At 70.2% G+C, this 14,238-nt stretch carries 15 protein-coding genes; 7 read left to right on the forward strand and 8 right to left on the reverse strand.

What is annotated here, in order from left to right:
* Positions 1-322 precede the first annotated feature (322 nt).
* The 3 genes from SM418_RS31855 to SM418_RS31865 all read left to right on the forward strand — a co-directional run bounded on the left by SM418_RS31855 (position 323) and on the right by SM418_RS31865 (position 3,813).
* Positions 323-1,573, forward strand: a complete 1,251-nt coding sequence (locus SM418_RS31855) for a Mur ligase family protein (RefSeq protein WP_371945059.1) — start codon at positions 323-325, stop codon at positions 1,571-1,573.
* Between the two features lie 19 nt (positions 1,574-1,592).
* Positions 1,593-2,309: a type 1 glutamine amidotransferase gene (locus tag SM418_RS31860; RefSeq protein WP_371945060.1), complete on the forward strand. Its 717-nt coding sequence runs from the start codon at positions 1,593-1,595 to the stop codon at positions 2,307-2,309.
* 85 nt (positions 2,310-2,394) lie between these two features.
* A complete protein-coding gene (locus SM418_RS31865; protein ID WP_371945062.1) occupies positions 2,395-3,813 on the forward strand; it encodes a purple acid phosphatase family protein in 1,419 nt (472 codons plus the stop codon).
* Between the two features lie 30 nt (positions 3,814-3,843).
* Here the strand turns inward: SM418_RS31865 and SM418_RS31870 are convergent, their stop codons facing one another.
* A complete protein-coding gene (locus SM418_RS31870) occupies positions 3,844-4,227 on the reverse strand; it encodes a DoxX family protein (protein ID WP_371945063.1) in 384 nt (127 codons plus the stop codon).
* Between the two features lie 129 nt (positions 4,228-4,356).
* The gene (locus SM418_RS31875; RefSeq protein ID WP_371945065.1) at positions 4,357-5,343 is read right to left on the reverse strand and encodes a zinc-binding dehydrogenase; all 987 of its coding nucleotides are present in this window, start codon (positions 5,341-5,343) and stop codon (positions 4,357-4,359) included.
* A 230-nt stretch (positions 5,344-5,573) separates the two neighbouring features.
* On the opposite strand from SM418_RS31875, the gene SM418_RS31880 reads away from it, so the two are divergent.
* Complete coding sequence (locus SM418_RS31880) at positions 5,574-6,089, forward strand: cupin domain-containing protein (RefSeq protein ID WP_371945066.1); 516 nt, start codon at positions 5,574-5,576, stop codon at positions 6,087-6,089.
* A 48-nt stretch (positions 6,090-6,137) separates the two neighbouring features.
* On the forward strand, positions 6,138-7,601 hold the full coding sequence (locus SM418_RS31885) for an MFS transporter (RefSeq protein WP_371945068.1): 1,464 nt from the start codon (positions 6,138-6,140) through the stop codon (positions 7,599-7,601).
* 82 nt (positions 7,602-7,683) lie between these two features.
* Here SM418_RS31885 and pdxR read toward each other — a convergent pair whose 3' ends face one another.
* From pdxR to SM418_RS31910, 5 genes are all read right to left on the reverse strand, one after another.
* Complete coding sequence (gene pdxR, locus SM418_RS31890) at positions 7,684-9,120, reverse strand: MocR-like pyridoxine biosynthesis transcription factor PdxR (protein ID WP_371945069.1); 1,437 nt, start codon at positions 9,118-9,120, stop codon at positions 7,684-7,686.
* Between the two features lie 54 nt (positions 9,121-9,174).
* The gene (locus SM418_RS31895; protein WP_371945070.1) at positions 9,175-9,465 is read right to left on the reverse strand and encodes a hypothetical protein; all 291 of its coding nucleotides are present in this window, start codon (positions 9,463-9,465) and stop codon (positions 9,175-9,177) included.
* 186 nt (positions 9,466-9,651) lie between these two features.
* The gene (locus tag SM418_RS31900) at positions 9,652-10,008 is read right to left on the reverse strand and encodes a hypothetical protein (RefSeq protein ID WP_371945071.1); all 357 of its coding nucleotides are present in this window, start codon (positions 10,006-10,008) and stop codon (positions 9,652-9,654) included.
* Between the two features lie 116 nt (positions 10,009-10,124).
* The gene (locus tag SM418_RS31905) at positions 10,125-10,502 is read right to left on the reverse strand and encodes a hypothetical protein (RefSeq protein ID WP_371945072.1); all 378 of its coding nucleotides are present in this window, start codon (positions 10,500-10,502) and stop codon (positions 10,125-10,127) included.
* A complete protein-coding gene (locus SM418_RS31910; protein WP_371945073.1) occupies positions 10,481-10,879 on the reverse strand; it encodes an ATP-binding protein in 399 nt (132 codons plus the stop codon). The genes SM418_RS31905 and SM418_RS31910 overlap by 22 nt, the downstream gene beginning before the upstream one ends.
* A gap of 202 nt (positions 10,880-11,081) precedes the next feature.
* On the opposite strand from SM418_RS31910, the gene SM418_RS31915 reads away from it, so the two are divergent.
* Positions 11,082-11,888, forward strand: a complete 807-nt coding sequence (locus tag SM418_RS31915; protein ID WP_371945075.1) for a helix-turn-helix domain-containing protein — start codon at positions 11,082-11,084, stop codon at positions 11,886-11,888.
* Positions 11,879-12,064, forward strand: a complete 186-nt coding sequence (locus SM418_RS31920) for a DUF397 domain-containing protein (RefSeq protein WP_371945077.1) — start codon at positions 11,879-11,881, stop codon at positions 12,062-12,064. The genes SM418_RS31915 and SM418_RS31920 overlap by 10 nt, the downstream gene beginning before the upstream one ends.
* Here SM418_RS31920 and SM418_RS31925 read toward each other — a convergent pair.
* Positions 12,051-14,060: an ATP-binding protein gene (locus tag SM418_RS31925; RefSeq protein ID WP_371945079.1), complete on the reverse strand. Its 2,010-nt coding sequence runs from the start codon at positions 14,058-14,060 to the stop codon at positions 12,051-12,053. The two genes, SM418_RS31920 and SM418_RS31925, sit on opposite strands and share 14 nt — an antisense overlap.
* Positions 14,061-14,238: the final 178 nt, after the last annotated feature.

A 14,238-nucleotide genomic window follows, 5' to 3' on the forward strand; every position in this document is an offset into this window, starting at 1 on the left:
TGGCCCGCCGGCCGGGACGGGCACCGCTTCCCCGCGAATCAGCAGGGCTCCCGACAAAAGTAGTGGGTGCCGCTGTTCTCGGACGCGTGGATGGAAATCTGGCACACCGCAGTCGGAGGTGGCACCGAATCACGACATGTCGGTATAGGTCAAGATCGGTGCCGGTGGTTTACCGGATCTGCTGTGATGATGCTCACACTATCCGTCCGGCCGCCGGAGGACGCCCCCGAACCCGCCGGTGGCCCGGCAACGGGCCCGCGGCGGTGCGTTCAGCGGCTAGGCTCGGAGCGGTTTCCCGGCGCATCCAGAGAAGACGGAGTTCATGAGCGATCTTCCGCTGCGTTCGCAGCTGGCCGTCGCGCTCGGTCGTACGGCCGCCAAGATGTCCCGAATGGCGGGCCGCGGGGACGGCTCGGTGATCGGCGGGCGGGTCGGCCTCCGGCTCGACCCCGAGCTGCTGACCAGGCTCGCCAAGGACCGCAAGCTCGTCCTCGTCAGCGCCACCAACGGCAAGACGACGACGACCCGGCTGATCACCTCGGCGATGACGCCGCTCGGGGAGGTCGCCACGAACGCGTTCGGCGCGAACATGCCGACCGGGCACGTGTCGGCGCTCGCGTCCGCGCCGACCGCCCGTTACGGCGTGCTGGAGTGTGACGAGAAATACGTCCCGATGGTCCTGAAGGAGACCGGGGCGAACGTCGTCGCGCTGATGAACCTGAGCCGCGACCAGATGGACCGCGCCGCCGAGATCTGGCTGCTGGCGGGCAAGTGGCGCCGGGCGCTGGAGGCGTCCCCGACCAGCCACGTCATCGCCAACTGCGACGACCCGCTCGTCACCTGGGGCGCGTCGAGCGCCAAGAGCGTCACGTGGGTCGCCGCCGGTCAGCACTGGCGCGAGGACTCCTGGTGCTGCCCCGAGTGCGGCGGCCCCCTCGACCGGCAGGACACCGACGAGGACAGCGACTGGGCCTGCCGCCAGTGCCACTTCCGCCGTCCCCGCCCCGACTGGGCGCTGCACGGCGACACGATCACCGCGCCCGACGGCCGGGCGTACCCGCTCACGGGGCTGTCCCTGCCGGGCCGCGCCAACCGCTCGAACGCGCTGATCGCGCTCGCGGTCGTCGCGCAGTTCGGCGTCCCGCCCGAGCAGGCGCTCCCGCTGCTGTCGCAGGTCACCTCCGTCGCCGGCCGCTACACGACGGTCGAGCACCAGGGCCGTTCGATCCGGCTGCTGCTGTCGAAGAACCCGGCCGGGTGGCTGGAGGCGTTCGACGTCCTGCGGCCCGCGCCCGGCCCCGTCGCCCTGTCGGTCAACGCGCAGGGGCCGGACGGCCGCGACACGTCCTGGCTGTGGGACGTCGACTACCGCATCCTGCAGGGCCGTCCCGTCTGGGTCACCGGCGAGCGCCGCGTCGACCTCGCCGCCCGGCTGGAGGCCGCCGACGTGTCGTTCACCGTCGTGGACGACATCGACCAGGCGGTCATGGCCGTCCCGCCGGGGCACCTCGACGTGATCGCCAACTACACCGCCTTCCAGAACATCCGAACGAGGTACGGCCGTGTCGTCTGACCGCACGTATTCCGCCCCCATGGCTACGCCCCACCAGCCCCTGAGGATCGTCTGGATCTATCCGGATCTGCTCAGCACCTACGGCGACCAGGGCAACACGATCGTCCTGGAGCGGCGGGCCGCGCTGCGCGGCATCCCGACCGAGACCGTGAACCTGCGCTCGGACGAGCCCGTCCCCGCCGACGGCGACATCTACCTGCTCGGCGGCGGCGAGGACCGCCCGCAGATCCTCGCGGCGCAGCGCCTGCGCGGCGACGGCGGTCTCGCCCGGGCCGTGCAGTCGGGCGCGGTGGTCTTCGCGGTCTGCGCGGGCTACCAGCTGCTCGGCCACGAGTTCGGCGGCGAGGAGGGCCAGCCCGTCGCCGGCCTGGGCCTGCTCGACATCCGCTCCGGCCGCGGCGAGCAGCGCGCCGTGGGCGAGATCGTCGGGGACGTGGCGGCGGAGCTGAACGTCCCGCGCATCACTGGCTTCGAGAACCACCAGGGCGTCACCCACCTCGGCCCGAACGCGCAGCCGTTCGCGAAGGTCGTGCACGGCATCGGCAACGGCGACGGCTTCGAGGGCGCCTACAGCGGGCGCGTTCTCGGCACCTACATGCACGGCCCGGCGCTCGTCCGCAACCCGGGCCTCGCCGACCTGCTGCTCAGCTGGGCGACCGGCACGCAGTTGCAGCCTCTGGACGACTCCTGGGCGGGCCGCCTGCGCGAGGAGCGGCTGCGGGCCGTGGCGGGCTGAGCCGCCCGGTCGCCGGGCCCTGCCGCCCGGCGGCCGTCTTCTTTGGGCCTGTTCGGGCGGCGGCTCCGCTGCCACCGTAGCGATCATGATCTGCTGCCGGCCGAGCCGCCGAGCCCTCCTGCGGTGGAGCGCGATCGTCGCGGGCGCCTCCCTCCTGCCCGCCGAGGCCGCGTCCGCCGCGGACGACGTCCGGCCGGTGAACCTGGAACTGGTCACGGTCACCGAAACGACGGCCGTCCTGACCTGGTACACGGGCATCCCCGGGACGGACGACGGTCTGGGGCGCATGAAGCCCGCCCCGTCCGATGCCGAGGTGCTCTACGGGACGCACCCGTCCCGGCTGACGATGACGGCTCACGGCCCGTCCGACACCCCTTACCACTACGTGGAACTGACCGATCTGGAACCGGGGCGCACGTATTACTACAAGGCCCGTTCCAGAGGCCGGGCAGCGGCTCCGACATGGTTGGCGTTCGGTGAGTCGGCGGGCACCCCGCTCGGCGACGTGTTCGCTTTCACCACTCCGCAACCGCCCCCAGGCAGGCACCTTTTCTCGATCGCCCTTTGCAACGACCTCCACCTGGGCGAAACCGTCGCGGGACTCGTCGGCCAGCTCCCTTGGATCAAGGGCATCGAGCAGGTCCCCGGCCACCCGCCCTACCCCGAAGTCATGGCCGAGGCCCTGATCGCGGACGCCCGCAGCCGAGGCGCGACCCACCTTCTCGCCGCCGGGGACGTATCGAGCGAAGCGGCCCCGGCCGACCTCCACAATGCCAAGCGCCTCCTCGACACATTCGGGACCCTGGGCACCGACTACCTGGTGGCTCGCGGCAATCACGACCGCGCCCACTCGGGATCGCCGTACGCGTCCTGCAGCCCTAGCACGTGGCAGGGAAACGACTGCTTCAAGGACGCCTTCTTCCCGTCCGGCCGGACGTACTTCGCCCATGACCTGCGGGGCCTCCGCGTGATCGGCCTCGACACCTACGACAAGCCGGGCGACGGCGGCGACTCCGGCGGCCTGTCCGCGGACCAGCGGGAATGGTTCGAATCCGAACTGGCGAAAGACCCGGACCGCCCCACCCTCGTCTTCGGCCACCACCCTCTCTTCACGGAGAACGACCCTCTTGCCGTGACCGGGACCCATTCCCTGGACGCGGGCCAGTCCCTGGGAATCCTCGCGGCCTACAACCGCGCCCCCGGCGTCTTCCTGCACCACGCCGGCCATACCCACCGCAACCAGCGCTCGACATTCCCCCTCGCGCCCAGGGTCGTCCAGCAAGAGGTGGGAGCCGTCAAGGAATACCCGGGCGGATTCACGCTCCTGCGCGTCCACACCGGCGGCTACGCCCTCAACTTCTACAAGACCCGCGGCGACGAAGCCCGAGCCTGGAGCGAGCGCAGCCGCCAGGAGCTCTCCGGCCAATGGCCCCAGCTCTCCCTGGGCAACCGACCGGCCGACCGCAACACGGTCATGACCCGGGACCTCTCCGGCCTCGGATAGCCCTCCGCGCCGGGACGGAACACGACCTCGTCAGCCGGTGAAGGGCTCGAGCCCGAAGCGGCCCCACGCGACGAAGGCCGCGAGTGCGAGATAGACCAGGTTCAGCATCGAGAGCTTGAACTGGCCGAGGCGGCCATGAGTGATCATCGCGCCGATCATGAGCAGGACCCAGCAGACGGCGGTCACCGGCACCATGACCGGTGCGATGTCGAGCGCGGCGGGCAGGATCAGGCCGGCCGCGGCCAGGATCTCCAGGACCCCGAGGGTCTTGACGAAACCGGCGCCGAATTGCCCGGTCCACTCACCGCCGGGCTGCGCGGCCAGTTTCTCCTTGGGGATGAACGTCTTCGTGATGCCGCCGATCAGGGCGACCACGGCCAGCAGTCCAGCAGCGATCCACAGGATCAGGTTCACGGGGTTCTCCTCGCCGTCAGATGACTCGTCCCCATGAGACGCCGGCGACCCGATCTTCGTGACAGCGCGGCCGGCTGACGCTCGGGCCGCGGTCTCGGGCGGGAGCCAGCCGGCTTCCAAGCACGTCCTCTACTGTTCCGCGGGCGGTTCGGCATCGATCAGGAGCAGCGACTTGCCCACGGTGGTGCGCGCGGCCAGTGAGCGGTGGGCGTCGGCGGCCCGCTCCAGCGGGTGGACGTCGCCGATCACCGGCCGCAGCCGCCCCTCTGCGGCCTGCTCCAGTGCGAGGCCCAGCAGCTCATGGACGGTCTCCTGGTCCGGCGGGCCGTCCATCAGCGGGGTGAACACCGTTACGCCGCGGCGCGCGGCGACGTCCGGGTCGGGGGCTGCGAAGCCTTCCGCGGTGCCGTAGGTGACGAACCGGCCGCCGTCGGACGTCGCGTCGAAGGTCGCCGTGCCGAGCGGGCCGCCGGCGCCGTCGTACACCAGCGGGGCGCCGCCGCCGGTCGCCTCGCGTACCCGCTCGATCCAGTTCGGCCGCGTGTAGTCGACCGTGATCTCCGCGCCGAGCCTGCGGGCCAGGGCCAGCTTGGTGTCGCTGGACGCGGCGGCCACCACCCGTGCTCCGGCGTCGACCGCCAGTTGCACCAGCAGCGACCCGGCACCGCCCGCCGCCGCCGAGACCAGCACCCATTCCCCCTTCTCCGGCGCGCCGAGCCGGTCCATGGTGAGCGCGGTCACGCCGTCGTGGACCAGCGCCGCCGCCGTCTCGAAGGCCAGCTCGTCGGGGATCGCCATGATCTCCTCTTCGCCTGCGACGACCTGTTCGGCGTAGCCGACGCCGGTCCGCACGACCACGCGCCGGCCGATCCACGCCGGGTCGACCCCGTCGCCGACCTCCGCCACCGCTCCGGCTCCCCCGCCGCCCGGCACGTAGGGCAGCGTCCGCGGGAAGAACTCCTTGCCGAAGCCGGCGCGCAGCAGTGTGTCAAGGAAGATGACGTCCGCCACGGCCATATGCACGACCACCTGGCCGGGGCCGGGCACCGGATCGGGCAGTTCCACAAGGGACATCGTTTCCGGACCGCCGTACGAGACCACCTGGATCGCGCGCATGAGCAGCACCTTTCGCGTGAGACAGCGTCCCCGCCAGTGTTCAACCTGAAGATTGGTCGAGGTCAAGAGCCCCGCTGTGCCGCTGCCGTCCGGCGAGGCGCGGTCGCGGCAATTGACCCACGAATCTTGACCCGAAATGAACCATTCGGTGGGTCTTTATGCGCTCTAGATTCGTCGGTGTCAGCAAGAAGGGCCTGGTGAGAAGCCAGGCCGGACACTCGGGAGAATCGATGCACGCCGCCGCGAACCAGTCCACCGCACCCGCGCCCGCACCCGTCCTCGTCCGGGCCGGGAACGCCGAGACCGTGCAGGACGGCGCGACGAGCCTGATCACGCTGCTCGCCGACGCGGGCGCGACCGGCGGCGCGCTCACCGCCAACAAGGCCACGTTCCGCGCGGGCTCGCCGGGCGCTCCCGCGCACTTCCACACCCGGGCGACCGAGATGTTCCTCGTCCTGGACGGCGCCATGAGCATCCTCGTGGACGACGAGGTCCTGCACCTGGACAAGGGCGACTTTTTGACCGTCCCGCCGACCGTGCCGCACGCGTTCGCGCCCGCCCCCGGCTGCGAGGCCGAGATGCTGGTCGTCTTCAGCCCCGGCCTGCAGCGCTTCGACTACTACCGGCTGCTGGAGCGCGTCCACCGCGGCGAGGCCACGGTGCAGGACATCCGCGACAGCTCCGAGCAGTACGACAACCACTACTTCGACAGCCCCGTCTGGACGAAGGCGCTCACCGAGCGCTGACCCTCGCGGCCTCTCTTCCCCGCCCCTCCTCTCGAAAGCAGCACCCTCATGCCCTTCATCGAGCCTGCAGCGCCCCGGCGACGCCGTCCGGGGGCTGTCCTCGCCCTGCTGGCGTTCGCCCAGCTGATCATCTCCATCGACTACAACATCGTGTACGTGGCCCTGCCCGAGATCGGCTCGGGCCTCGACTTCTCCGCGCAGAGCCTGCAGTGGGTGATCAGCGCGTACGCCGTCGCGTTCGGCGGCTTCCTGCTGCTCGGCGGGCGGGCGTGCGATCTGTTCGGACCGCGCCGGATGTTCACCGTCGGGCTCGTCCTGTACGCGGTCTCCTCGCTGCTCGGCGGCCTGGCCGAGTCGGCCGCAGTGCTGGTCGCGGCCCGCGCCCTGCAGGGGGTCGGCGGCGCGTTCCTGTTCCCCGCGACGCTGACCCTCGTCTCCACTGGCTTCGCGGAAGGACGCGAGCGCAACCGGGCGTTCGCGGTGTGGGGGACGGCGGGCGGCAGCGGCATGATCCTCGGTTCCCTGCTCGGGGGCGTGCTGACGGACGCGTTCGGCTGGGAGTCGGTGTTCTTCGTCAACGTGCCCCTCGCCGCCGTCGCCGCCCTGCTCGCCGTCCCGCTGATCGCGCCGGACGCGCCCCGCGGCGGCGGACGCTCGATGGACGTCGCGGGCGCGCTGACCTCGACGGCGGGTGTCACGGCCGTGGTGTTCGCCCTGGTCCAGGGGCCGGAGTCCGGCTGGCTCTCGCCGGTCGTGCTGGCCGCCGCCCTCGCGGGGGCCGTGCTGCTCGCCGTGTTCGTCGCGGTCGAACGGCGCAGCGCCGACCCGCTGCTGCCGCTGCGCCTGTTCGCCGACCGCGACCTGAGCGTGGGGACGGCCGTCACGTTCGCCTACATGGGCACGTTCGGCACGCTGCTGTACTTCCTGACCGTCTACTTCCAGGGCGTGCACGGCTACGACCCGCTGGCCACCGGGCTGGCCTTCCTGGTGCCGATGGCCGCCATCGCGGCCGGCTCGCAGACCGCGGGACGGCTGGCCACCCGGTACGGGATCCGCCCGGTGCTGGCCGTCTCGCTGGCGGTGGGCGGCGCCGGCGCCGCCATCGTCGGCGCGACCATGGCGACGGACGCCTCGTACGCCGCCCTGATCCCCGGGCTCCTCGTGCTCGGCGTCGGCCAGGGCGCCGGCTACACCCTGATGTTCGGCGCCGCCTCGCTCGGGGTGTCCGCCGAGGACCAGGGCATCGCCTCGGGCGTCGTGTCCACCGGTCAGCAGGTCGGCGGTGCGGTCGGCCTCGCCCTGCTCGTGGCGGTCGCCAACGCGGGCCTGGACGGCCGCGGCGGCGAGGCCCTGCGCGCCGCGACGAACGACGGGCTGCGCACCGCGATGCTGATCGCGGCGGCGGGCATCGCGGCGACCGCGCTGGCCGCGCTCGGTCTGCGCAGGCACGGCGCCGGGCAGGCCGCCGAGGCCGAGGCGCCGTCCGGCGCCCGCCCGGCCGTCCAGGTCTGACCGGCACGGACCCGCCGCGCGATGCCGCCCCCTCTGCGGGGCGGCATCGCGCTTTCGTGCTCCGTGCCGTCCGGCGGGGGCTTCAGGCTTCGGCGGGCGGCAGGGCCCGGCACAGCGCGTCGAGCGCCGGCCGGTAGCGGTGTTCGGGAGGCGTGGCGTATCCCACGACCAGGCCGTCCCGGTGGGGGAGGGGACTCGCGGGGTGGCGGAAGAATGCGAGGCCGTCGAGCGCCGCTCCCGCCTGTGCGGCCGCTTCGACGGTGGACGCCTCGGTGCCCGGCGGCAGGCGCAGGACGGCGTGCAACCCGGCCGCGATGCCGGTCACCGGGATGTGCGGGGCACGCTCGGCCAGCGCCGCGACGAGCTGGTTGCGGCGGGCGCGGTAGCGCTGCCGCATGCGGCGGACGTGCCTGTCGTACTGCCCGGACTCGATGAACTCGGCGAGCGCGAGCTGGTCGGTGACGCCCGTCCACGCCTCGCGCAGCCCCTTGGCCGTGAGGACCGCGTCGACCAGGTGCGGCGGCAGGACGAGCCAGCCGAGCCGGATCGCCGGGGACAGGCTCTTGCTGACGGAGCCGATGTAGACGACATGGTCGGGATCGAGTCCCTGGACGGCGCCGACCGGCTCGCGGTCGTAGCGGAACTCGCCGTCGTAGTCGTCCTCCACGACCACGCCGCCCCGGCCGCGCGCCCAGTCGACGGCCGCGGCGCGGCGCGTCGAATGGAGGGGTCCGCCGGTCGGGAACTGGTGCGCGGGGGTGAGCAGGACGGCCCGTGCGCCCCGCCGCGCCGAGGCATCGGGGTGCGACGCCAGCCGGTCGGTGCGCGCACCGTCGGCGTCCAGCCCCAGCGGGATCGTGCGGACTCCGGCGTCGGCCAGGATCTGGCGGTGGAAGGGCAGCCCGTACGGTTCGACGGCGAGCGGCCCGGACAGCACGCCGCCGAAGAGGAGCCGCAGCGCGTGCGCGAACCCGGCGCAGACGACGATCTGGCCCGGCGCGGCGGACACACCGCGCACGCGGGCGAGGTACTCGGCGAGCGCGCGGCGCAGTTCGGGACGCCCTTGCGGGCCTCCCGGGGCGAAGGCGTCGTGCGGCGCGGCGGCCACCGCGCGGCGTACGGACGCGGTCCACGCGGCACGGGGGAAGGACGTCGCGTCGGGCTGCCCCTGCCGGAGGTCGTGGACGGTGAGGGCACCGCGCCCGGGGGCCTTCGCCGGGGCCCGCTGCGCCCTGGCCGCGACACGCTCGGCCACGCGGGTGCCGGAGCCCTGCCGCGCGGTCAGCCAGCCTTCGGCGACCAGTTCGGCGTACGCGTCCGCGACCGTGTTGCGGGCGACCCCCAGGTCGGCGGCGAGCGAGCGGTACGGCGGCAGCCGGGTCCCCGGCGCGAGCCGCCCGCTCCGCACGGCCTCGCGGAGCGCCGCCGCCACCGCCGCGCGGTGAGGACCCGAGGAGGAGAGTTCCAGGAGCAGGTCGGAGCCCGCCTCGCGGCCGGAATTGACCTGCGGACCTGGCATCTGACCGCACCCTTCGACCGGTCTATCGGGTGCCCCAGCCTAGCCGTCCGGCGTTTACTGCAGGGAGGCGAGGCCCTTCTGCAGGTCATCCCGGTTCATCACCGGAGTGATCTCGATCTTCGCGCCCAGCTCCTGGAAGAGCGGCTCGGCGATGGTGGGAATCGACGCGGTGTCCTTCATGTCGAAGACGAGGACGCAGCAACGCCCGCCGTCGCCGGGGCCGAAGTACGCCGCCTCGGGATCGAACCGGTCGATCAGCGACTGAATGATCTCGGGCAGCCTGCCGGTCTTGATCGCGTCGTTCGAGACCTGGGTGTCCATGATCGCTCTCAGCATGACTCTCATGGCGCTGCTCTCCTTGGACACCTGAGCCGACGCGGCCCCCGCCCGCGCCTGCGGAAACCGGCGCCGTTCCGCCCACCCTCCCCTCGGACCCAGGAGAAATACCCCCGAACACGTCTCTTTCGGGCATCGCTATGGGAGATCGTCCGGCCGTGCCAGCCGAATAGGCCAAGGCCGAACGGCCGACCGTCAGGAAAGCGAGGTGGCCGGGGTCAGGTGGGAGCAACTCGTCAGAAGCCAGCGGACGACGTGGCGACAGCGTCCGGCGAGGTCGCGACGGTGCGGAGATCCGGCGGCGGTGGGCTTCGCGGTCGTCCAGGTGCCGTCGGGACGGCGGGTGGGCGGGAGCGGACGGCGGATGACCTGCGCGCCTGGGCGGGGGAGTGCGGCGTGCAGTTGGCGGGCAAGGCCAGCGGCCGTCCTGGCTTCGACAAGACGGTCGGGGAGAAGCGCCCACAGCGACCCGCTGAACTCGCCGTGCCAGACACAGATGCCGGGGAAGGCGTGGCGTAGGTCGTCCAGGGCCTGATCGATGTCGAGATGCATGTCCAGGCCAATCGACGCCCGTGATGATGCGAGCGAAGCATCGTTGCGGGCGGGGCGGCCGTACCAAGGGCCAGATCTGTAAGTCATCAGAAAGCCTCCGGGAGCGCGTGCGCGGGTTACCAGGTGGACGGGAACATGCGATGTTTGAGGAGTGCGTCGACCTGGTCTGCGGCGTGCTTGGTGTCGCCGCAGGGTGAGAGGTAGCCGCGCCGTCCGCGTCCGGCCTCGTAGTAGGCCCAGCCGCCGCCGGGTGTGGCGTGGACGTTCACCGCGACGCGGACGTGGTCGTCGGGGCTGAACGCGAAGACCCACAGCAGCGGCGGCCGGTTGGGGAATTCGTCGGCTTGGTAGAGCTTGACGTGCCGGTAGTTCTTGGCCTGGACGGCGACGGCGAGCAGGTCGAGGTTGCGGATCGCCGTGGTGCGCTCCAGCCGGGTCCGCCACCGCAGCAGATGGCGGCCTGCTTGGACGTTCAGCGGGCGCAGCGAGCCCATATGATCTTCCCTCCCTCGATGAGCGGCCGCACGCCCCAGTCGTGGACGAGTTCGGACATGAGCAGCAGGCCACGCCCGTCCGTCGCGTCGTGGTTCTCACCTCGGACGATGGGCATGGCGGTGCCTTCGTCCCAGACCTGGATGACGGTCAGGTCGGCGCGCATGTCGGGGAAGATCCGGACGACGATGTGCCCGATACCGACGTGCTTGTAGGCGTTGGTGACCAGCTCCGTCACCACGAGCCGCCCGACGAAGTCGTCGGGGTGCCCCAGTTCCCGGAACCGCTCCGTCAGGTAGCGCCGCGCGAGCGCGGGCGCCTTGTCGGACGGCTCCAGCACCAGGTCCGGCGCTTCTGGCGCGAGTTGTACTGCCCGCATCGGTGAACTCCCCCAGCCTGGACGGCGGACGACCCCGAAAAGACCTCCGACTCAAACCGGAAAACCCCGACGTTGTCACCCTCTGTTATCGAACGAACACCATGAGGCCACACGGCGACGTAAAATTGCAGGAGAGCTTGGAATTGGCCACATTTGAGTAGCAGCTACTCGCGTGCTACTAGCATCCCGAGGGAGAGCGGTCATGTCCCGATCTGGTAGCGCACGGCCGAAGATCGACCCTGAGCTGGTGGGCTTCGGAACCGTGGTCAAGCGTTTCCGAGAATCAGCCGGTGTCAAGCAGGGAGAACTGGCGGAACTCGTCAACGTGGCCCGGTCCTACATCAGCCACGTGGAGTGCGGCCGGACGAAGTGCCGCCGGGACTTCGCCGAACGCGTCGACGGCACGCTCAAGGCCGACGGCAAGATCACCGAGGCATGGGACGACCTTCTGGAGCAGATCAAGCAGGTCAGGTACCCGACCCACTTCGTGGCCTTCCCGAAGGCCGAGGCGTCGGCCGACCAGCTACGGGTCTATGAGAACTATCTTGTCTATGGGCTGTTTCAGACGGAGGCGTATGCTCGTGTCCTGCTGGTCGATGATGACGCAGTAGCCACCCGGATGAGGCGTCAGGAGCTCTTGTCCAGAAAACCCCGGCCCATGATCAGTCTGGTGATGGAGGAGAGCGTCCTGTATCGCCAGGTCGGCTCGAAGGAGGTCATGCGGGAGCAGTTGGAGTACCTGATCGAGCTGTCCCTGCGAGAGGGCATCTTCTTGCAGATCGCTCCGACCGCCTACTACCGGGGCGTACGAGCATCATTTCATATCGCCACGCAGCCGGATCGCAGCGAAATTTCCTACGTTGTGAAGGCGACCGGAGGTGAAATCACGCGGGATCCGTCAGAACTGGCAAAGATGAGTAAGGTTATGCACACATTGAGCGCTCAGGCGCTCAACACAGAGGATTCGCGAGCTTTTATCAGAAAGGTGATTGAAGAACGATGGACCTGAGTGATGTGCTATGGCGCAAGTCATCTCGTAGTCATGACGACGGAGACGCGTGTGTCGAGGTGGCGTCCATTGCTGAGGTCGTGGCAGTCCGTGACAGCAAGGACCCCCACGGCCCCGAGCTCGCGATCAGTCGGAGCGACTTCCGGAACTTCGCAAGCCTGCTCAAGAACCTTTAGGCCCAGGCTGCGACGGGGCCTTGGGGGCGTAGTGGTGCACTCGACGTAGGTACTCGATGGCGTGGTCGGTGGCGGGATCGTGGTTCAGCTGGTCACGGTAGAAGTGCAGCCGGTTCTCGCAATCGTCGACGACCTCACACCAGGTGCGTGCCCAGATCCGGACGCCGCCCTCCCACTCCGCGATGCAGCCGGGCGGGCGGTGCGGAGCGGTGGCATCGCGGCGTACGACGTTGTCCATCGTCGTGGAGATGACCCAGAAATCCCATTTCACTCGGGCGTCCGCGAACTGAGGGTCGCTGACCACCGCTTCGGCGTAGCTCTTGATCTGCCCCACCTCGGCCTGGCCGACCCTCACGGTCGGTGCCTTCAGCTCCACGACCAGATGCTCTCTGCCCGAGCTGCCGCGCAGAGCGCGGCCGAGCATGAGATCGACGATGCCCTTCCGGCCGTCCTCCCGTAGAACCGGTGACCGCTGCTCCGGCACCGGGTTCCGCCCCAATTCCTGGAGATGACGCAGCAGGACGGTGTCGAGGCTTCGGTCGCTGACCATGAGCGCGTAGGCGTCACCGAACAGCCACGTCTCGCGCTCCAAGATCTTGTGAAGTTCGCTGCGTTCCTTGACCGTCCTACTGGTCTGCGGATCGAAGACCATCCGCTTGAGCGCTGCGACGAAGTCGAGACGGGCGGTGACCTCGGTGGTCGCCCTGATGATGTCGGACAAGCTTGCGCGTTCGAGCAGCCGTCGCAACTCGTCCTGCTCTGCCTGGGGGAGCCGGAACAGTTCGTCCAGTACCGGATACAGGCCGCAGGGATCATGCGCGATGATCTCGCGGAGCAGGCGAAGGGTCGTGCGGCGGTTCTGGGCGGCCTTGGGGAGTCGCCTTTCCACGGTCGTGGCGACCTCGTCGAAGAGTTGGCGCTCCACCGCCTCAGCCGGTTCGGACGGCTCTTGCCGATAGGGATAGACGTCCTCGTTCTTCCATTCTTGGATGAGCCGGGCGCGGCGTGCGCTGTCGCGTTCGCGGAAGTGCCGCCGCAGGGCATCGCGCGCCGCACCGGAAAGCCCGGCCAGGTCCGCGTCCATCTCCGCCAGTTCGAGCGTCTCGCGCCGGTCGCTGAACCCGTCCCAGAGCAGGTAAGCGGTGAAGTGATAGCCCGGTGCCTGGATTCCGGCCGGCAGTTCGGCCAGCACCACGCCGCGGGAATCGCAGAGAGCCAGCGTCCGACCGACGTCCCGCGGCCACTCGATGACGCGAAGGACGGGGCCCGGCAGAACCCCGTCCCCGGGTGCGGTCACCTCGTACTCGGCGGTGTGCACCCAGACGGTGGACGGGTCGAGGACCCGCCCCGCATAGACGATGGTGACGTCCGGGTTGGCGGCGAGAAAGGGCGCGAAGACGGACGTCAGTTGATCGCGTGTGCCCGGTTCGGTCAGCCGGCCTACGAAATCGGCGGGCATGGACGCTTCCATCCTGGTGCCGAGAGGGATGTCATCGCTGACCGGCTCGGGTTCGGAGATGGTGAAGTCCGCGGGCGAGTCGATCGTCCCGCTGATCGTGGTGCGTTCGCGCCGTCCGGCGGCGTTCACCGCGGTCGTCACCCAGCAGATCTGCTCGCCCAGCGCGAACGCCTGCAAGCGCCCCTGGCCGCTTCGCCCGTGCAGCCCGCGCTTGAGTTCGGGGGAGATCTTCGCGGCGCTCTTCCACGATCCGCCGAGCCGCCCGAAGAAGCCGCCGCACGACGCGTTGCGCATGCCGTGACCGTCATCGGCGACGTTGATGTACTCCACGCCACCGAGATCATTCGTCTCCACTTCGACCACGATCTCGCAGGCTTCGGCGTCGAGGGCGTTCCAGATCATCTCCGCCACCGCACCGAGCGGATCCTTCAACCCGCCCAGACGCAGCACGTGGTCAGGCCGGGCCTCGATGTGGACCGTGCGCATCCGGAAACTATGGCAGAACGCGCGCCGCCATCTCCGCGCTTCCTTGGCCATGGGTGACAGGTCGTGCACCGGGTGCGTTGATTTGCGGCATGTTGTTGGTATGGGTGCGGGCGGTTTCTAGTGTCTGTTGCAACGAGGTCCTTCTGGAAGGATCTTGTTGTGCCAGGACGTCGTCTTACGCTTGGTGAGCGTGCGCAGATTGAGGTGTTGTTCGGTGAGGGCCGGTTGA

Origin of the sequence: Actinomadura chokoriensis (assembly GCF_041463665.1) — a bacterium.
GTDB lineage: Bacteria > Actinomycetota > Actinomycetes > Streptosporangiales > Streptosporangiaceae > Spirillospora > Spirillospora chokoriensis_A.

Bases quoted from the DNA above. Each gene is read 5' to 3' on its own strand.
- SM418_RS31910 (WP_371945073.1), bottom strand. From the start codon at position 10,879: ATGCGGGCAGTACAACTCGCGCCAGAAGCGCCGGACCTGGTGCTGGAG.
- SM418_RS31855 (WP_371945059.1), top strand. From the start codon at position 323: ATGAGCGATCTTCCGCTGCGTTCGCAGCTGGCCGTCGCGCTCGGTCGT.
- SM418_RS31925 (WP_371945079.1), bottom strand. From the start codon at position 14,060: ATGGCCAAGGAAGCGCGGAGATGGCGGCGCGCGTTCTGCCATAGTTTC.
- pdxR (WP_371945069.1), bottom strand. From the start codon at position 9,120: ATGCCAGGTCCGCAGGTCAATTCCGGCCGCGAGGCGGGCTCCGACCTG.
- SM418_RS31860 (WP_371945060.1), top strand. From the start codon at position 1,593: ATGGCTACGCCCCACCAGCCCCTGAGGATCGTCTGGATCTATCCGGAT.
- SM418_RS31900 (WP_371945071.1), bottom strand. From the start codon at position 10,008: ATGCATCTCGACATCGATCAGGCCCTGGACGACCTACGCCACGCCTTC.
- SM418_RS31915 (WP_371945075.1), top strand. From the start codon at position 11,082: ATGTCCCGATCTGGTAGCGCACGGCCGAAGATCGACCCTGAGCTGGTG.
- SM418_RS31865 (WP_371945062.1), top strand. From the start codon at position 2,395: ATGATCTGCTGCCGGCCGAGCCGCCGAGCCCTCCTGCGGTGGAGCGCG.
- SM418_RS31895 (WP_371945070.1), bottom strand. From the start codon at position 9,465: ATGAGAGTCATGCTGAGAGCGATCATGGACACCCAGGTCTCGAACGAC.
- SM418_RS31880 (WP_371945066.1), top strand. From the start codon at position 5,574: ATGCACGCCGCCGCGAACCAGTCCACCGCACCCGCGCCCGCACCCGTC.
- SM418_RS31920 (WP_371945077.1), top strand. From the start codon at position 11,879: ATGGACCTGAGTGATGTGCTATGGCGCAAGTCATCTCGTAGTCATGAC.
- SM418_RS31905 (WP_371945072.1), bottom strand. From the start codon at position 10,502: ATGGGCTCGCTGCGCCCGCTGAACGTCCAAGCAGGCCGCCATCTGCTG.
- SM418_RS31885 (WP_371945068.1), top strand. From the start codon at position 6,138: ATGCCCTTCATCGAGCCTGCAGCGCCCCGGCGACGCCGTCCGGGGGCT.
- SM418_RS31875 (WP_371945065.1), bottom strand. From the start codon at position 5,343: ATGCGCGCGATCCAGGTGGTCTCGTACGGCGGTCCGGAAACGATGTCC.